Source organism: Stutzerimonas stutzeri (assembly GCF_024448985.1).
Classification (GTDB): Bacteria; Pseudomonadota; Gammaproteobacteria; order Pseudomonadales; family Pseudomonadaceae; genus Stutzerimonas; species Stutzerimonas stutzeri_AP.
This window is the reverse complement of record NZ_JAMOII010000005.1, coordinates 69,660-88,368: the sequence shown is the minus strand read 5'-3', so window position 1 is coordinate 88,368 and position 18,709 is coordinate 69,660. Positions and strand designations below refer to the sequence as shown.

General features: G+C 61.7%; 16 protein-coding genes and 1 pseudogene. 3 read left to right on the top strand and 14 right to left on the bottom strand.

All coding sequences use genetic code 11. The features are described from left to right. Positions 1-23 precede the first annotated feature (23 nt). The 5 genes from NA647_RS08960 to wrbA form a co-directional block, all read right to left on the bottom strand. The gene (locus NA647_RS08960; protein ID WP_256057369.1) at positions 24-806 is read right to left on the bottom strand and encodes an alpha/beta fold hydrolase; all 783 of its coding nucleotides are present in this window, start codon (positions 804-806) and stop codon (positions 24-26) included. 166 nt (positions 807-972) lie between these two features. After that, positions 973-2,604 (bottom strand): acyl-CoA synthetase, encoded by a 1,632-nt coding sequence (locus tag NA647_RS08955; protein WP_256057368.1) that lies wholly within the window; start codon positions 2,602-2,604, stop codon positions 973-975. 106 nt (positions 2,605-2,710) lie between these two features. After that, positions 2,711-3,211 (bottom strand): MaoC family dehydratase, encoded by a 501-nt coding sequence (locus tag NA647_RS08950; RefSeq protein ID WP_256057367.1) that lies wholly within the window; start codon positions 3,209-3,211, stop codon positions 2,711-2,713. A gap of 202 nt (positions 3,212-3,413) precedes the next feature. Further along, positions 3,414-4,625: an MFS transporter gene (locus tag NA647_RS08945; RefSeq protein WP_256057366.1), complete on the bottom strand. Its 1,212-nt coding sequence runs from the start codon at positions 4,623-4,625 to the stop codon at positions 3,414-3,416. After that, positions 4,622-5,248 carry an NAD(P)H:quinone oxidoreductase gene (gene wrbA, locus NA647_RS08940; protein ID WP_256057365.1) on the bottom strand — a complete coding sequence of 209 codons (627 nt, stop codon included), beginning with the start codon at positions 5,246-5,248 and terminating at the stop codon, positions 4,622-4,624. The genes NA647_RS08945 and wrbA overlap by 4 nt, the downstream gene beginning before the upstream one ends. Before the next feature lie 100 nt (positions 5,249-5,348). On the opposite strand from wrbA, the gene NA647_RS08935 reads away from it, so the two are divergent. Continuing rightward, complete coding sequence (locus NA647_RS08935) at positions 5,349-6,260, top strand: LysR family transcriptional regulator (protein ID WP_256057363.1); 912 nt, start codon at positions 5,349-5,351, stop codon at positions 6,258-6,260. A gap of 25 nt (positions 6,261-6,285) precedes the next feature. Here NA647_RS08935 and NA647_RS08930 read toward each other — a convergent pair whose 3' ends face one another. Beyond that, positions 6,286-7,068 carry an IclR family transcriptional regulator gene (locus NA647_RS08930; RefSeq protein ID WP_256057362.1) on the bottom strand — a complete coding sequence of 261 codons (783 nt, stop codon included), beginning with the start codon at positions 7,066-7,068 and terminating at the stop codon, positions 6,286-6,288. 114 nt (positions 7,069-7,182) lie between these two features. On the opposite strand from NA647_RS08930, the gene hmgA reads away from it, so the two are divergent. Beyond that, a complete protein-coding gene (gene hmgA / locus NA647_RS08925) occupies positions 7,183-8,478 on the top strand; it encodes a homogentisate 1,2-dioxygenase (RefSeq protein ID WP_256057361.1) in 1,296 nt (431 codons plus the stop codon). Between the two features lies 1 nt (position 8,479). Then, positions 8,480-9,787, top strand: coding sequence for a fumarylacetoacetase (gene fahA / locus NA647_RS08920; protein ID WP_256057360.1), 1,308 nt, complete (start codon positions 8,480-8,482; stop codon positions 9,785-9,787). A gap of 236 nt (positions 9,788-10,023) precedes the next feature. Here the strand turns inward: fahA and NA647_RS08915 are convergent, their stop codons facing one another. The 8 genes and pseudogenes from NA647_RS08915 to NA647_RS08880 form a co-directional block, all read right to left on the bottom strand. Further along, on the bottom strand, positions 10,024-11,040 hold the full coding sequence (locus NA647_RS08915; RefSeq protein ID WP_256057359.1) for a hypothetical protein: 1,017 nt from the start codon (positions 11,038-11,040) through the stop codon (positions 10,024-10,026). Between the two features lie 3 nt (positions 11,041-11,043). Next, positions 11,044-11,292 (bottom strand): acyl carrier protein, encoded by a 249-nt coding sequence (locus tag NA647_RS08910; protein ID WP_256057358.1) that lies wholly within the window; start codon positions 11,290-11,292, stop codon positions 11,044-11,046. Further along, positions 11,289-13,208, bottom strand: a complete 1,920-nt coding sequence (locus NA647_RS08905) for an HAD-IIIC family phosphatase (RefSeq protein WP_256057357.1) — start codon at positions 13,206-13,208, stop codon at positions 11,289-11,291. Before NA647_RS08905 ends, NA647_RS08910 begins: the two co-directional genes overlap by 4 nt. A 37-nt stretch (positions 13,209-13,245) precedes the next feature. Further along, a complete protein-coding gene (locus tag NA647_RS08900) occupies positions 13,246-14,784 on the bottom strand; it encodes an MBOAT family O-acyltransferase (protein ID WP_256057356.1) in 1,539 nt (512 codons plus the stop codon). A gap of 451 nt (positions 14,785-15,235) precedes the next feature. Continuing rightward, positions 15,236-15,409 (bottom strand): annotated as a pseudogene (locus tag NA647_RS08895) (TIGR00366 family protein); the annotation flags it as partial. Positions 15,410-15,416: 7 nt separating this feature from the next. Next, positions 15,417-15,803, bottom strand: a complete 387-nt coding sequence (locus NA647_RS08890; protein WP_256057355.1) for a hypothetical protein — start codon at positions 15,801-15,803, stop codon at positions 15,417-15,419. Beyond that, positions 15,804-16,967, bottom strand: coding sequence for a hypothetical protein (locus tag NA647_RS08885; RefSeq protein WP_256057354.1), 1,164 nt, complete (start codon positions 16,965-16,967; stop codon positions 15,804-15,806). Between the two features lie 346 nt (positions 16,968-17,313). Continuing rightward, a complete protein-coding gene (locus tag NA647_RS08880) occupies positions 17,314-18,654 on the bottom strand; it encodes a short-chain fatty acid transporter (RefSeq protein WP_256057353.1) in 1,341 nt (446 codons plus the stop codon). Positions 18,655-18,709: the final 55 nt, after the last annotated feature.

Here is an 18,709-nt window from a genome sequence, read left to right as displayed (position 1 = left end):
GCCCGCCATTGGCGGGCCTTTTTTCATTCAGCTTGAAGAAACCGAACAACCGCCTCGACGACAACTTCCGGCTGCTCGCGGTGCGGGACGTGATGGCAATTATCGAGCAGCAATTTCTGCGCGGGGCCGCGGCCTAGCTCGACGATGCGTTGAGGGTGCGTTTCGGAGCCGTATTCGTCTTCGAGACCATGAATGGCCAGCATCGGGCAGGCGATGCCCGGCGCTATTTCTTCCAGTGTCCAGCCGGCATAGGTCTCGGACAGCCAGGTGTCGATCCAGGCCGAGAGCACCCATGCGGCCTTGTCGCCGTGATATTTACCTAGCCGTTCCAGCTGGCCGGGTTCGGCAAAGGCCGCTTGGGCCTGGCGGATGCCATTCAACGTCCGCGCCTCGACGAAGGCTTGGGCCGACTCGGTGATCAAGGCGCGGCATTGTTGCGGGTAGCGCGCCGCGATGCTGGCCGCCATGGCGCCGCCCACGCTGTGGCCGAAGACGATGAAGTGCTCGATGTCCAGCGCCTGCCATACCGGTGGGAAAAAACGCTCGGCCTCGTCGCGAATGAAGCGGTTCGACCAGCCACCCGGATGCGGCGCAGAACGGCCAAAGCCCAGGCGGTCGTAGGCGATGACGTCGCGTGCGGTGGCCGCCGCGAGCCGCTCGGGAAAGTCGCGCCACAGCTCAACGCAACCGAGCGAGTCGTGCAGCAAGACGATGGGTGTCTTGCGCGAGTGGCTTGTCCGCCAACGGCGGGTGAACACTTCACCGTGTTCGGTCGGCAGGTAGCGATCTTCGGTCGAAACGTTCATGCATGTTCCTTGCTACAAGTGCTGCTCGCCCGATGCGGCCATGCCGGGCTTTACGCCTACGGGGCGAGTGAGACGCCTATTGCCATACAGCTGGAGATGCTGCGGAAGGGGAGCATCTAGCAACCCGTCACGTCACGATGGCCAGCGTCTGCTCCCAACTTCGGCTTCAGCTGGTTACCGCTGGCGATGGCTGTACGGACTTTTCCCGATCACGCAGCAGGAATCGCTGGATCTTGCCGCTCGGGGTTTTAGGCAGTTCGCTGACGAACTCGATCTCGCGCGGGTAGGCGTGGGCGGACAGACGTTGACGTACGTGTTGCTGCAGCTGTTCGGCCAACGCGGCGTCGCCCTCGTGGCCGGCATGCAGCACCACGAATGCCTTTACCAGTTCGGTGCGCTCCGGATCGGGTTTGCCGATGACCGCCGCCTCGATCACCGCCGAATGCTCGACCAGGGCGCTCTCCACATCGAAGGGGCCGACGCGGTAGCCGGATGTGGTGATCACGTCATCGGCACGACCCACGAAACTGATGCTGCCGTCGGCATTCAACTCAACGGTGTCGCCGCTCAGGTAGTAATCGCCGACGAAGGCTTTGGTTTTAGTGCCCACATAGCCTGAGAACCAGAGCAACGGCGAGCGGCGACGGTCCAGCGCCAGCATGCCGGGCGTGCCTGGCTCCAGTTCCCGGCCCTGGTCGTCCAATACCACGACGCGGTGTCCGGGCATGGCGTAGCCCGCCGTTCCGATCCTGACCGGGTGACTCAATGCATGGTGATTGCACAACACCATGCCGAGTTCGGTCTGGCCATAGTGATCATGGATGGTGCAACCGAGGCCGCTGCTGAACCAGCGGATGACCTCCGGCGTGAGCGGTTCGCCGGCACTGCTCACGGCACGCAGACAGCCCTTGATTTGCGTTTCCACCTCGTTGCGGGCTGCCAGTAGCAAGCGGAATGCAGTAGGGGAGCCGGCCAAGTTGGTGATGCCATATTCGCGGACCACGCGGCACGTGCTGTCTACGGTGAACCCGCCTTCATAGAACAGCGTGCTGTGGCCCATGGCGAGCGGGCCCGTGACGGCGTAGTAAAGGCCGTACGCCCAGCCTGGATCAGCGATGTTCCAGAAGTTGTCTTCAGGCCGAAGGTCGACCGCATCCCGCATGTAGGTGACGAATGCCACGATGGCCTTCAGCGGTACATGCAGCTGCTTCGCAGGTCCCGTGGTGCCGGAGGTGAACATCGCGAGAAAGGGCGCATCGGCGTCCAGCAGCACCGGTTCGAACTCGGTCGGCTGACGATTTACCTGGGTCCAGAAGTCATCGGCGCCGTCGCCCACGACAAGCCGGCGCGGCGCCGCTTCGATGGCGTCCAGCTTCTCGCTATTGACCGCGTCGGTGACCACCATTTTTGCGCCGGATTCCTTGATTCGATGTTCGACCGCTTTAGGGCCGAAGGCAGTGAATAGCGGCTGGTAGACGGCGCCGACGCGCCAGGTACCAAGAATGGTGATCAGCAACTCCGGCGTACGCGGCAGCAGACCCGCGACGGTATCGCCCGGCTTGATACCGTGGCTGTCCAGCAGATTGGCGAAGCGGGCGGCGGCTTCCTTGAGCTGCGCGAAGGTCCAGGTGGCGCGCTGGCCATCGCGGCCTTCCCAGACGAGGGCTACCTTGTCCGAGTCTGCGTGGCGGTCGCAGCACTCGACACAGGCATTCATGGCCGAGAGATCACCAGAAAGAATCGCGGCGACCGTTTGGTCGTAATCGAACTCGCTGGCCGCAGTGGCGTAGTCGCGCATGTCTGGCTCCTGGGTTTCTTGTTATTGGTCCCTGGATATTGGCGCTGCCAGGGGGCCTGCAACAATGGCAAAAGCCATCAACCTCGATGAGCGGTTTGGACAAATATCACGGACCCGACGGGGGCCTTAAGCGATCGATCACGCCATTGGTTGAGTCGCCCTCGGCAACCATTGCGGCGAGGCGAGTCCGTTCCGCATCGCCCGGTATGACGCCGGTGGTTTCCGCCTCGAGGACAACTACGTCATCAGGATTGGTGATGGTTACCTGCGCCCTGGCACGACCGCGTTCGTCGATTTCGGTGATGGTCCAGCGGCAGGAGAGGGCTTCGTCAGCATAGACAGGCCGCTTGAAGCGGAACGTCATGCCGGAGGCCAGCCAACCGATTTGCCCGCCGATTTCGGTCAGCAGGCTGGCGGTCAGTAACCCATGGGAAACCGGAGCCCTGAAATTGTGCAAACGGGCGTAGGGCACATCGAGATGGACCGGGTTGTAGTCCCGTGACAGGTGAGCGAACTGCCGAATCTCCTCAGATGTAAACGTTCGGGTCACGACGAACTCGTCACCCACTGCAAGGCCGTCGATGGCTCGTTGTCTGAGTTGTTTCATGCCGTCTCCCGGTTTGTCATCCATGTCTGCTGGACCGAGCGTTGTCGTTCCGATGACGAGCATAGCTGTTTCGGAGAAGCGACTGACGGAGCGGGTGCGGTTGGCCACCTCGACTGGTCTGATGCCCTGGAAATCGATGGTCAGATAAGCATGATCAAGCAACAACCGAAGTCGGTTGAGTGGCGAAGCGAGCTCTGACCCCTCAGTTATCATGATTTGTCAGCCTTCGTCTAAATGACTCGCTGCGTTGGAAGGCCGAACGCAGAACGCACGCGATTGCACAGGCCGCTATCGCCGATACCACCACCACCACGCCGGCCGCGCCCCAACCGAATCTCGCGGTGACGCTACCTACGGCCACCGGGCCAAGCAATTGCCCGAGATTGCTCCCCTGCATGATTAAGCCGACGGCTATCGGCACGAGCGCCGCGTTAGGGGAAAGCAGTGGCGCGGAGGCCAGCAACGTCGCGGGAATCAGCCCGCCAACCGCGGAAAAAACCATGCACAACAGGAACGTCGGAAGTGCCGAAAAGATGCCGAGAAATATGCCGAGCCCGGCTACCCCCATGACGCTACTGGCACAGACGATGAGTGAAGCGCGGCCGACCCCACGCGCCATTAGATAACCGGCCGCAAGATTACCGCTGGCGTTGATGGCGCTTGCCAGTGCGGCCAACAGCCCGGCGCTGTGGTGGGAGACACCCATGCGCTCCATCAGCAGGACCGGCAAAAAGCTGAACAATGCGAAGAACATCAGGCTGTAGAGCGCGAAACAGAGTGCCAACGAAGACGTGCCGCTGGAGGACAGCAAGCGGCGGATGCCCATCACCATGCCTCGCAGCGGTTGGCTACCGGAAGTTGCCCCGCGTGGCACGCAACAAACCACTATCACCGCCGTAGCCGCTGCGAGCCCCGCGCTCGCCCACCAAAATGACTGCCACGAGTGGAACAAAGGCCCGGCCAGCATCGCGATCGCCATCCCGCAAGGCATGAAACAGCTCCATAGCGAAAACGCCATATCACGCTGCGAACCGGTCGTGAGACGCTGCAAGATTGCCGGCCCGGCCACCGTGATCAAGAGAAAACCAAGTCCCTCCAAAAGCCGGGAGGCCAGCAGAATGGAATACGAAGGTGCGATCGCACCAGTCGCGCCTGCGAGGGTCATCACCCCCAGCCCCAGCAGCAACATTCTTCGATCACCGGCAGCCATCACTAAGGCACCGGCCGGCGCTCCGCCAAACAATCCCAGCACAGCGAATATGCCGGTAAGCCAGACGGCCTCGCCGAGGGTCAGATGCAGGTCCGCCTGAAGCATTGGCGTCGCGATGGCGGCCTTGCCTACATGCAAGGCCGCCACGACGCCACAACCCAGAATCAGCCAGACGTTTGCCCTGGTGGACGCCTCGGCGCTCACTGCGGCACTCCAATGGGGGACGCCGCGAGCGCCGCTGCAACTCGGGCGACATGCCATCCCTGGAAACGAGCCCCGTCCAGCTCGTTGTTGCTCGGTTGACGATTGCCACCGTTGCCGTCGTCAGCGAGTGTCGAAGCACCGTATGGCGTGCCTCCGGTAATCGCGTCCATCCGCAGTTGCCCTTTGAAGCTGTAAGGCAGTCCAACCACGACCATGCCCAGATGGAGCAGCACTGTGTGCGTCGCCAGGAGCGTGCTTTCCTGACCGCCGTGCTGACTCCCCGTCGAAGTGAACGCGCTACCGGCTTTGCCGACCAGTTTGTCCTCGAACCACAACCCGCCGCATTGATCGAGAAAGTTCTTCATCTGCGATGCCATGTTGCCGAAGCGCGTGGGCGTACCGATCACAATGGCGTCGTAATCCGGCAGCTCCGACACGGTCGCCACATCGGCAGGCTGGTTCAGCTTGTAGCCGGCCCGTTCAGTGACATGTTCGGGCACCAGCTCAGGGACGCGTTTGATTACCGCCGATGCGCCAGCCTGCCGAGCACCTTCGGCGACCGCATGGGCGAGCGTTTCGATATGGCCATAGGAGGAGTAATAGAGCACCAGTACTTTCGTCATGTCGTCACCTGCTAGCGTTGTGGACTGGGATAAGCCTATCCATTCCCAATGCGCTGCAAGAGTGATAAAAAAACGAACATCTTGATCTACGGAGAAGATCATGCTGAACGGGTTGACGCTGGATCAGATTCGCACCTTCGTTACTGTGGTCGACAGTGGCAGCTTCCGTTCTGGCGCCGCGCGTTTGCTGCGCGTGCAATCGGCAGTCAGCCATGCGATCGCCAACTTGGAGGGCGAGCTGGGCCTGCAACTGTTCGACCGCACCGGCTATCGGCCCGTGCTGACGCCAGAGGGGCAGGCTTTGCTAGCTAATGCGCGCGACCTTCTTCTCAGAGCGGATGCCATGCGGGCGCGTGCCCGCTCGCTCGGTGAGGGGGTTGAATCCGAATTGTCGCTGGTGGTCGACACGCTGTTCCCAATCGCTACGGTGGCGGCGGCGATGACCAGGGTGCGTGAGGGCTATCCTGCGATCACCTTCAGCCTGGAGTCCTTGCCGCTAGGCGGGCCGCTTGCGGCACTAGATGAGAAGCGCTGCACGCTCGCCGTCATTGTGGGAGAGGATTTCCGCAACCCCAGGATTGCCCTGGAAGCGATCGGCTCGGTGGCGCAGATTGCCGTAGTGCATCGCGATCACCCGCTCGCTACCAAATCAGCTGACGGGGCGCCGCTCGGGTTGCCGGATCTCGCCGACCATCAGCAAATCGTGCTGGCCGACCCGTCGCCATTGTCGGGAGACCGAACGTTCGGCGTCCTCTCACCATATACCTGCCGGGTAAACACACAAGAAGCGAAATTCGAGCTGATACGATCAGGGCTCGGCTGGGGCCGGCTGCCAGCGTGGCAGGTGCAGGATGACCTCGCTTCGGGCCGACTGGTGCGCCTGGGCATTTCGGACCTCGGACGAAACAGCCAAGTGACGTATGAGGCCTATCTGGCGCACCGTCTGGACGAGCCTCTCGGACCGGTAGCACAGGCTTTCCGTCGAGCCTTGGCCGAGCACCCAATGTCCTGAAGGGCTTATCTGTAGCCAGACACCCTCATTGAAACGAAGCCCCCATCCGCTCACTGATCGCACGGGCCACTTTCAGCAATCGGTGCGCGGCTTCGCCATCCACATCGGCCATGAAACCGGGCTCGGCGCCGACGATCGTGATGACGCCCGCCAATTGCTGATTGCCATTGAATAGCGGCGCAGAGAGTGCATTAACGCCGGCCATCAGCAGACCGTGCACGTGTTGAATGTGAGTGCGCTGCAGTTCTTTCATGGTCGCGGCCAGCGCTGCGGAGGAGGGCGCCGACGGCCGTTGCAGTTCCTCTTCGCGCAGCTCGGCAGTTTCCGCGTTCGGCATGAAGGCGTTGAACACCAGCCCGGTGGACGAACCCAGCAACGGCAGCACGGAACCCACCTGCGTCACCAGCGTGACGGCCCGCACCGCCTGCTCGACATGCACGACGGCCGGGCCACGGTTACCCCATACGGCGAGAAAGCAGGTTTCGTTGAGTTCGTCACGCAGTTGCGCCAGGTGTGGCGTTGCCAGCTTGACCACGTCCAGCCGACCCAGCGCCGCCAGGCCGACGAACAGGGCGGCGCGACCCAGCCCGTAGTGGTTAGTCAGCGGGTCTTGTTCGGCGAAGCCGCTGGCTATCAAGGCCTGTAGGTAACGATGGACCTTGCTGGCGGGCATGCCGACATGCTCGGCCAGGCGCGACAACGACGTCGCCGGGGCCAGTTCGGCCAGCGCCGTAAGAATGTCCGTGCCCACCTCTGCGGCCTGCACTTTCTGTCGGCGGGGCGCCGTATCCGCGTTGCTGTCTGCCATGAATGCGACTGTCCTTTCATTGCCAGCCTGGAGAAGGCGCTGTTTATAGCTTGACGCCTTGTCGACTTCAAATTACTTTTTGCGTAAACGCATTACGCTAAATGAGAGACGGCTATGCAACCACAACAAGAAACCTCTCGATACCTGTCCGGCTTCGGCAACGAGTTCAGCAGCGAGGCCTTGCCCGGTGCGCTGCCGGTCGGTCAGAACTCGCCGCAGAACGTGCCGTACGGGCTCTATACCGAACTGTTCTCAGGCACCGCATTCACCGTGCCGCGCAGTGAAGCGCGGCGGACCTGGCTATACCGCATCCGTCCTTCTGCCAATCACGGCCAATACCAGCGTCTGGACAGGCAACTCGGCAGCGAGCTGGGGCCGGTCACGCCCAATCGGCTGCGTTGGAGTCCCGAACCGTTCCCCGAGACCGCGACGGATTTTCTTGATGGGCTGATGTGCGTTGCGGCCAATGCCGAACCTGGCCAGCCGGCTGGGGCGAGCATCTACCGCTACGCGGCGAACCAGTCGATGGAACGGGTGTTCTTCGATGCCGACGGCGAGCTGCTGATCGTGCCGCAGCAGGGCGCGCTAAAGTTGGTCACCGAGCTTGGCGTGCTGGATGTCGCGCCGCTGGAGATCGCGGTGATCCCGCGCGGGATGCGCTTCCGTGTCGAGCTGCTGGAAGCGACCGCACGCGGCTACGTTTGCGAGAATCACGGCTGCGCGTTGCGTCTGCCGGACCTCGGGCCGATCGGCAGCAATGGCCTGGCCAATCCGCGCGACTTTCTCGCGCCGGTCGCGCATTTCGAGGAACGCGACGAGCCGGTGCAGCTGGTGCAGAAATTCCTCGGCGAGCTCTGGTCGACCGAGCTGGATCACTCACCGCTGGACGTGGTCGCCTGGCATGGCAACAACGTGCCTTACAAATACGACCTGCGCCGTTTCAACACCATCGGCACGGTCAGCTTCGACCATCCCGACCCGTCGATCTTCACGGTGCTGACCTCGCCAAGTGCCATCCACGGCATGGCCAATATCGACTTCGTGATCTTCCCGCCGCGCTGGATGGTGGCGGACAACACCTTCCGTCCGCCGTGGTTCCACCGCAACCTGATGAACGAATTCATGGGCCTGATCGACGGTGCCTACGATGCCAAGGCCGATGGTTTCTCGCCTGGCGGCGCCTCGCTGCACAACTGCATGAGCGCGCACGGGCCGGATCAGATTTCGACTGAACAGGCGATCAAGGCCGAACTCAAACCGCACAAGATCGAGAACACCATGGCCTTCATGTTCGAGACCGGCCAGGTGCTTCGTCCAACACGCCAGGCGCTGGAAAGCCCGCAGCTGCAGAGCGACTACGACAGCTGCTGGGCCGGCCTGGCCAAGACCTTCGACAAGAATGAGAGATGACATGACCGCACAAACAGAACTTCGCAGCTGGGTCGAGTCGGCCAACGGCCATTCGGACTTCCCCCTCGCCAACCTGCCGCTGGGCGTGTTCAGCCGTGACGGCGGCGAGCCACGTGGTGGCGTCGCCATCGGTGATTTCATCCTTGATCTGGGCGCTGCCTGCGACGCCGGTCTGTTCGACGGCCAGGCGCTGGACGTGGCGAAAGCGGCCAGCGATGGCAGCCTCAATGCTTTTTTTGCACTCGGTGCGTCAGCCCGCAAGGTATTGCGCGGGGCGTTGCACGACCTGCTCAGTGAAGGCAGCGCACAACGCGAGCGTTTGCAAAACATGGGTGAATCGCTGCTGCAGCCGATGACTCGCTGCCAGATGCACCTGCCGGCCAAAGTGGGCGACTACACGGATTTCTACGTCGGCATCCACCACGCCAACAACGTCGGCAAGCTGTTCCGTCCGGACAATCCGCTGCTGCCCAACTACAAGTACGTGCCCATCGGTTATCACGGCCGCGCGTCGACCATCGACGTCTCAGGCGCGACGGTGAAGCGTCCCAACGGCCAGACCCTGCCGCCGGGCGCCAGCGAGCCGAGCTTCGGTCCTAGCAAGCGGCTGGATTATGAGCTGGAGCTGGGTATCTGGATCGGCGAAGGCAACGCGCGCGGCGAGGCGATTGCCATTGGTGAGGCGGGCAGCCATGTCGCGGGCTTCTGCCTGCTGAACGACTGGTCCGCGCGCGATCTGCAGGCCTGGGAATACCAGCCGCTGGGCCCATTTCTGTCGAAAAGTTTCGCCACCAGCGTGTCGCCCTGGGTGGTTACGCCCGAAGCACTGGAGCCGTTCCGCTGCGCCCAGCCGTCGCGCCCCGAAGGCGATCCGCGACCGCTGCCGTATTTGTACGACGAACAGGATCAGCAGCAGGGCGCGCTGGATATTGAACTGGAAGTCCTGCTGCTGACCGCGGCCATGCGCGAACAGGGCCTGCCGGCACAACGAATCGCAGTGAGCAGCACGACGAACATGTACTGGACCGTCGCGCAGATGGTCGCGCACCACAGCGTCAACGGCTGCAGCCTGCAACCGGGCGACCTGTTCGGCTCTGGCACCCTGTCCGGCGCGAGCGCCGACAGCCTTGGCAGCCTGCTGGAGATCACCCAGGGCGGCAAACAGGCGCTGGAACTGCCTAGCGGCGAGACGCGCACCTTCCTTGAGGACGGCGACGAGATCATTCTGAAGGCTCGTTGCCGTCGGGATGGGTTCGCCTCGATCGGCTTTGGCGAGTGTCGCGGTCGGGTGATGCCCGCGTCGCGTTAAGGCCAAAGGGCTCGTCATGATCCGAGCCCTTTAAAAGCTTCGCACCGAGGGGGGCCTACCACGAAGCATCAACGGTGCGCCCTCGCGGCGAATGCTTTCTGGTCGGGATCAGGGCGAGTTGCGGTGGCCGAACAAGTTCGGCCCTACGGCGATATCCGATCCGGCGGGGCGTGCTCCGTTTCCCGTAGGGCCGAATTCATTCGGCTGCGGAGTAGTGATGGCCAAACGAGTTCGGCCTACGGCGTCATCCCGGCTCGGCGTATCTGCTCAGCCAGCGCCTCGGTAAAGGTCTGCGCAGCGGACCAGCGCAGATGCACCGCATCGACGAAGGAGGTCACCGGCGTACTCCAGTCCTTGTCGGCGTTCCAGTAGGTGCCAGTGGAACCCAGCGCTTCGGCGATGCGTATATCGAAGTCGGCAAGGAAAGTGCCGTCCGGGTCAAATTGTGCTTTCCACTGCGGGTGCAGCGGGGTGGAGACGACCATCAAGCTGCGGTCTTCGCGTTGCAGCCGTGCGCTCATCTCGCGCAGCGCATCGAAGCAGTTGTCGTCTAGCGCATCCGGGCGGCCATACATCAGATGACGGGTGTTGCGGGTGACCAACGGCCCATCGCCGAAGTGATTGAACACCAGCGGGTCCCATTCGATCTGGCCGGCGCGCTGCGCCTTGACGGTCAGCGCATTACGCACGAGGGATTTGGGCGCGAAATATCGCATGTAGTAGCCCCAGTGCGATGCGCCTCCATAAACGTAAGGGTCGACGTGCGCACGGTCGAACACTGCCGTTGGCACTTTCCAGCAGCCGGCGAAATCCTGCGGATCGGCGATCATCACCACGCTGCGGATACTCGGCTCACGATCGAGCAGCCAGTGCCCGACATAAACCGATTGGTTGGCAAACAGGCCGCAGAAGGCACCGTTCATGGGGCGTGTTTCCGGCAGCGCCGTGGTCAGGACATTGCCGTCCACATGCCGCCAGGCCACCGATGAGCCGATGATCAGCAGATTGGGTGAACGAATCGGGTTGTTCCGCAGAAAGCTGAGTTTCTCGTCAATGCACAGGTTGTTGGAGAACGCCGGCGGTGGCAGGTTGCCGGTTCTGTCCAGGCCCAGCAGGCTCAGGCAGAACAGCGTCAGGGCACCGAACAGGCCGGCGAACAGCGACAGCAGATACCGCGAACTCACCTGTCCCGGTGCGCTGGCCGTGCTGGCTGCGGTGCTACCGTCCCGGGGAATGTCTGCGGTATGGGACATAGCCTATTTTCCTTCAAGCTTGGTGCTGATGACCTGGGCGAAGTGTCCGACGTTGCGCAGCGACTCCAGCTCCGCCGTGCGGAACTTGATGCCGAAGCGCTGTTCAGCCGCGACCGTGAGCATGACGTGGGTCTGACTGTCCCAGCCCTCGATGTCGTTGGCGGTCAATTCCGGCGAAAGGGCGATGCTGTCGTCGTCGAAGACGTCGTGAAAAACCGGGGTGAGTGCTTTTATTACCTCTGCTTCGGTCATGCCTTTACCTCGATGAAGTGGCGGGGCGTGCGGGTGGATGTGAGTTCGTAGCGCCAGAAAGTGGCCTCGCTGGCGGCGTCCGCCGGGGCCGGATGTTGGACGAAGCCCAGCCGGGGAAAGTGTTCGGCGACCATGCCGTTGCGTTCGGTAGGACGGTATTCGCCGATCAATGCGTCATAGCCCGCGGCGCTGGCCGCCCTGGCGAGCACCTCGAGCACGGCTTCTTCGACCTGCCGACCCAGTACGCGACAGCTCATCAGCCAGCTGTCGATCAGCAACTCATCGTCGGCGATCGCCGCATCCGGTCTGGCCAGCACGACGCTGATCAGGCCGTTGTCGCCGAACTTGTCGGCCAAGCGGATCGCCAGCGCCACCGAGCGTGGATCGCTGGCAATGCGGTCGACTTCCGCTTCGCCGTAGCGGCGCGTGGTGAGGTTGAACTGGTTGGTCTTGTTGATTAGTTGCGTGCTGCGGGCGAGCTCGGCGGCGCCGATCGGCGTCGCGGTCAGCACCATCTCCAGGCCGCGCAAGTAGCCTTCCATGTCGGTGGCCTGGCTCAAGGCCGCTTTGCGCTCGGCATTCAATGCATAGTTGCGACCACGGCTGGCATCGTCCGAGGTAAAGGAAACCGCCTCGAAGTAGCCGGCCGCCGCGACACGCGCTGGATAGTCGGCTACATCCTCGGGCAACTCCGGGACAGCGACTTCGGGTAGCTCACGGCGCACGATGTCGCGCTCGGCCGGGTTGTCATCGACGAAGACCAGGCTGTCCAGACCGATATCCAGCATTGAGGCGATGCGGCGCAGGTTGCCTGCCTTGTCGTCCCAATTCGCGACGAAGGCGGCAATATCGCTGCGTTTGAGCGCCATTTCCGGATGCTCGAACGCCGCTTCGGCGACGCTCGGATCGTTCTTGCTGCACACCGCGAGGATGACGCCGCGGCGGGCCAGCAGCGCCGCGTAGCGCTGAAAAGCGAGGAATGCTTCACCGCTGGCCGAGCCTTGGCCGAGATGAATCCCGTCGACCCCATCATCACCGATCACGCCGCCCCATAGCGTGTTGTCCAGATCCAGCACCAGGCATTTGCGCGACAGGCCGAGGCTTGCGGCGGCGATGCGTGCCAGTTGATCACCATATAAAGGTGCCAGGTTCGGGCTGACCAGTTGCTTGGCCTGGTGCCAGCGCAGCGGTTCGGCCAGGCCGTCGCCGTAGCTGCCACGCGCCGCTTCCCAGGCGAGATCCATCAGCAGCACGCCGTCTTCGCGGGCAGCGGTGCGGATGGCCGCATTCAGTCGATCGATCACGGCATAGGGCGCGGCAGGCACCAATGCCTCGAACGAGCCGAAGATCGGCGGGTCGGCCGGCACGATGGTTTGCTGCACCACCTGGGCGGCATGGCGCTCACGGGCGCGGCGCCAGAGCAGCCGCAGTTCTTCGATGCGTTCGGCCACCGCTGCATCGACTTCCGCTTGCGAAGCCTCCAGCGGCAGCTGCAGCGGCGCGTCACGGGCGTCCAGCGCCAGGATGATCAGCTGCGGGGCAAAGTCGGCCAGTTCCGGATCGTCCATCAGCAGCGCCTGGCGGTACATGCCATAAGGCGCGACGTGAACAGAAAGTGCCAGCCGCCGTTGCAGCCCGGCCACGCGGATTGCTGGCACCAGATGATCCACCGTGTGTGAGGAGAGCAGGGCGATGCGCAGTGGGCGCAGCCCCGACACCGTTGCCTCGCCACGGATCATGGCGCGTAGCCCGTCGGTTGCCAGCCGATCCAGGCGTGCGGTTTGGGTGAAGTCCCGCCGATACCCCGAGAGCCGCGCAGCCGCTGCGAGGCGTGTGAGTGGGTCGGGTTCGCGCTTGGCCTCGCTGATCGCGGCGCTCAGGTCTGGGTGTTCGGCTAGCCAGAGAAGCTGATCCATTAGCCATTAACTCCTTCGAGGGTTGGAACGGGATTGCTCAGAACTGGAAGTAGAGAAACTCAGTAGGGGCGACGGAGAACGCCACGGCAAGGGCGAAGAACCCCAGCACACCGATGGCCACGCCAATCACTGGTGTCGGGCTCCAAGAGGCAATCGGTATCCAGCGCAGCAGCCAGCTTTCGCTCGGCTGCGCATCCAGGGCGGTGCGAAAGCGCGCCATCCACTGCTGCACGTTGGGCATGAACCAGACGAAGGCGAGCAGCAGCGCGACGGCGAGATAGTCCGACTTGTCGAACTTGGTACTCAGTTCGCTCAAGCCGACCATGCCCGACAGTATCGCCATCGCCGCCGAAACGCTCTCGGCGCGGAAGAACACCATCGCCACGACCACGCAGAGAAAGGTCAGCAGCACGGCGCCGCAGTGATGCAAGAGCTTGTCGCTGTCGAGCGGCAGCCCTCGGCGTGCCTTGTAGGCCCGGAAACCATGGGCGACCGCCAGATAAAAGCCATGCAGCAGGCCGAACACCACGAACTGCCAGCCCGCGCCATGCCAGACGCCGGAAATGAACATGGTCAGCACGGTGGGGTAGGCGAGCAGCACGACAAAGGTGCCAAGGCTCATCTTGCCCCGGCGTGGCAGCGGCTTGCCGGTGGCCATCCGCGAGCGCGTGATCCGCATGACGATGGGGTTGTAGATATAGGCTGTGAGAAAGCGCGTCAGAGTCATATGCCAGCGCGACCAGTAGTCGATGAGGTTGTGGGCCTTGAACGGGCTGTTGAAATTCACCGGCAGGCGCAGGCCGAACAGCAGTCCGAGGCCGATGGCCATGTCGCTATAACCGGAGAAGTCGAAATAGATCTGCAGCGTGTAAGTGAGTGCGCCAAACCAGGCGTCGTAGAGCGCTGGTACGGTGCCATCGGCAGCGATGGCGAAGATCGGCGAAGCCTTGGCGCCCAGCGGGTCGGCGATGATCACCTTCTTGAACAAGCCGAGCAGGAACACCGTCAACCCCAGGGACATGTTGTCCAGCCGCGGGCGAAAGGTGTCGCGATCCTTGAACTGCTTTAGCATTTCACTGTGGTGGGTGATCGGGCCGGCGATCAGCTGCGGGAAGAACGTGATGAACAGGCAGTAATTGACGAAGTCGTGCTCGCTCACTTCGCCGTCATGAGCATCGACCAGATAAGCGATCTGCTGGAAGGTGAAAAAGGAAATCGCCAAGGGCAGGACGATGTCGCCCACCGACCAACCCAAGCCGAAGGCATCATCGAGCGTGCCGAACAGAAAACCGGTGTATTTGTAGTAGCCGAGCAACGCCACATTGGCGGCGACACCCAATATCAGCAGCGTGCGTGACGGCCTGCGCAACAGGGCGCCGCCGATCAGGTAGTTGACCACCATACTGCCGACCAACAGCGGCACGTAAGCCGGGTTCCACCAGCCGTAAAACACCAGCGATGCCAGCGTCAGCCAGACGGCTGCAAGGCGTTGTCTACCACTGCCCGCAAGAAGGATGAAACCAAGAAGCACCACCGGTAGAAACCCGGCGATGAATACCGCGGAGTTGAAGAGCATCGTCCTTTTCCCTTTCCCTGAGTCTCCACTGCCGCCCTTCGTATCAGGGCAGCGACTGCACAGTGAGTAACTACACAGCGACTACTCTCGACGCGTTGGTCGAGCGATCCATCCATCTTGAATCCGGTAACAACCTGATATCGGTCATCCTCGCGACCATAAACGCCTGGCCACAATCCGTTAACTGCGACACAAAGTTGTAAGAAAAAGTTGCGCCGGTCAATTGGTCCCAACAGGAAGCGGACGGACGGAAATGCGTGGGGATTTGGAGCGAAACGGCTCTATCTAGCGATTCACGCGTTCTAACGCGTCTATCTCAAGGCGGCGAGAAAAAGCTATGGAACTGAAACGAACACTCGGACCCTAGGGTGGGCTTCAGCCCACCATGACCTGGCTACGGATGCATAAAGCATGAAGGGCAGGAGCCATTGCAGCACCTGCCCCTTTTCCATCAGCCGAGGAAATAGAAGCACCCGGAAATCACCAGGCCCGAGTACACCGGATCAACAGGCAGTAGCCCATCATGTCGCGCGCGCCGAGGCCGACGATGCCGAGGGATCGGCAGCGCCCAGAACGGCTGGATCATGTTGGTCCAGGCATCACCCCAGGCGATGGCCATCGAAGTGCTGCAACTACTCGATCCAGCCCATTACTTTCCCTACTGCCCAAAGCACAATCATGGCCAGTACGGAAGCTGTGCAGATGCTGTACTGAATTTTCAGCCTTTTTTTGAAATGAGGAGGGAAGCGCCTGATGTCTTCGATATCGGCACCTCCGTCTTTCAAATAACTTTTTGGTAATAAAACTATTCCACCAATGGTGCCAAGCAGGAACAAGCGGGCCGCCGGGCCGCCATGCTTCATGGGCAATCTGAAAGTAAGCGCTTTGCAATTGGGTAAATGGGCGGCCATTTCCTCCAAACGGGAATAAGCGGTATGGAGCAGAAGGACAATGGCGATGAACATCCAAACAAATATTGGAATAAAGAAAATGGTGTAAATCTTCTCTGCGTCACTCATTTATCTAGTCGCCTCATATGCCAACTCACTCAGTTTTGTACCGCCGGCACTTCCGAGTGAGCCAGCCGCCGCAGATCCCATTCCTACGACAACTACACCGCAAGCGATACCTCCGACGCCAAGCGTACCGACGCCTATCGCAACGCAGACGGAACCGGCAGCTAGCGACAACGCCCCTCCTGCGCCTATGCCCGCTAATACGCTACCCGTAAAACTCCCTGTCTCGGTGTATTTCATTTTCGTACAGGCTTCGGTATTGCCTGCGGCGCACACGTCCCGGACTTTCATATATGACGCACCGCCGCCCACGGCGGTGCCAATCCAGCCGCCATATTTGATGAACCTGGCTGCCTTGCTCACACCAGCAATATGAGTGGCATAGCCTGGAATCTGGCCGGGGGCGCCGGCTTTGCTCCAATGGTGTACCAGGCTACGGCTGGAGATGCCGAGTGCCGTTTTGATTTTCGGGTGATCATCGAGTCCAACACCTTTCTTCACCAGCGGACTCAAGTGATTATCCAGGTGAGTTAGCAGCCGCTTACGTTCGGCGAAGAAGTCTGGTGATTGAAGTTGGCCGTGCTGTTGAAATGTACGCTGATGCAAATCCTGAATATTCGCCAGCGTGTTTCTTACCCCCTCGAGGTGTTTGCCGAACATCGCCTCGCCGATGCCAATCGCGGCGGATCCTTCCGAAAGGAACGACGAGATCTCGCCATAGTGACGCTTCATGAAATCGGCTTCGTCCGTTGTCAAAGGTTCCAGTGCGGTATTGATCTGGGTGGCCGCCTTCATGAGTTGGGCTTCTTCGTAGGAGCACTGTTTGTTGTTTGGGTCGCCCAGGACGATCATCGTGCCGGCCTTTACCGGGTTTGATAGCGATGGATTCAGTGCGCTGAATTTAACCAGCACAGCAGGAACAGGATCATCGAACAGTAGCGTCAATAGCTTCGCTGGCGGCATGGTTTGCGGCACGATGAAAAACCCCGGTTCGGCCACCGACTGCGGTGCCGCGCCTCGGGCTATTTGGCGAGTTGCCTGTTGATCGAAGTCGCCAGGATCTGGCCGGGCATGGCAGGCGAGTGTAGCTTCACTAGGTCCGCCTGGTTGCACCGGGCGACATACGTGAGGCATCGGGCCGGCTGTTGTTTTCCAGAAATCGTTCATTCAATACGTCCGTGTATGGCTGACAGCAGTAGACGCTACCAGACGAGTAAATGCTTACAAGGACGTAGCGAGCATTTCGCCCTGCTGTGCAGGGCATTTTTTGACGTGATCGAAAAAGTGGCGAGCACGAAAGCGGCAGCTCTATTGCGGGTAACAATGGTTAGGCTGCTGCTATCGGAGTGCTCAAAAGTGTGGGGTGGGTCCGATGGCGCTCAGTCTCGTCCCGCCCGGGCAACAAGAGCAGTCCAGTCGAGGCGGGCGGTGTTCCGCTTCAGCCCACCCTGACCCTGCAGGTTGCATGAAAAATTAAGAGGCAGAAGCCATTGCAGCGCCCGCCCTTTTTCCATCAGCCCAGGAAATAGAAGCAGCCAGAAATAACCACGCCCGAGTACACCAGGATCAACAGGCAATAACCCATGATGTCGCGCGCGCCGAGGCCGACAATGCCGAGGATTGGCAGCGCCCAGAACGGCTGAATCATGTTGGTCCAGGCATCACCCCAGGCGATGGCCATGGCCGTCACCGCCGGCGTCACGCCAAGCGCTTGGCCGGCTGGCAGCATGATCGGACCTTGCACGGCCCACTGGCCGCCACCAGACGGTACGAAAACATTGACCAGGCCGGCGCTGAGGAAGGCCAGCACCGGGAAGGTGTCGGCAGACGACGAGGCGATGAACGACTCGGTGATCTGCTTGCCCAGCGACAGGCCCTCGGCGTTGGCGCCGACCATCATGCCCATGATCCCCGCGTAGAAGGGGAACTGGATGACGATGCCGCTGATCCCGCCGATACCGTCTTGCACCGCACGCATATAGCGCTCGGGCGAGCCGTGCAGCAGCAGGCCGATGAAAAGGAACAGGCCGATGACGATATTGAGCGTCAGGGCGAAGCCGTTCTCGGCGAAGTAGTAAACGAAATACACCGCCCCCAGCGCGACGATAATCAGGTTGAGGACGCGGCTGTCATCCAAGCGCTGAGCCAGCGTCTCGCGTGGCAGCGGCTGATGTTCCGGTTCCAGCAGCAGCGCGGGATCGGCGACTTTCGGCTGCTTGGGATGCATCGCCCAGTTGAGGATCGGCAGGCCGATAACCAGCAGTGCGATGATGGTCAGGTTGAGCGTGGTGAACAGCGTGTCGCCGACGCCGATGGCGCCAGTGATCACGCCACCGGTCATGCGCTCCAGGTCCGCGCCGCCGGTGGCCAGTGACAGCGGAACCGAGCCGGACAGGCCGCCATGCCAGATGAGGAAACCAGAATAGGCAGCGGCCACCAGCAGCGGGTAATCGACGCCTTTCACCTCACGGGCCAGCGCACGAGCGAAGACTGCGCCGATCACCAGGCCGAAGCCCCAGTTGATCCAGGAACCGGCCAGGCCCACCAACGTGACCAGCACGATGGCCCGGCCAGGGGTACGCGCGATGCGGGCCAGGCCTGCGAGTAGGCGATGAATGGCCGGGGCGCTGGCAAGCGCGTGCCCGGTGACGAGAATCAGCGCCATCTGCATGGCGAAGGTGAGCAGATTCCAGAATCCTGTGCCCCAGTGCTTCGCCATGGCCGGCAGGCCCTGACCGGTGACGAGCATGCTGGCGACCAGCACGATTAGACTGAGAAGAATGGCGAAAACGAAGGGTGAGGGTAGGTATCGCTGTACGAGCTTTACGCTCAAAGAGGTAACGGCGCCGAGCATGGTTGTGATCCTGTGTTGTTTTCTTTGTTATGAGCGGCGCGCGTGCGTGGCGCGC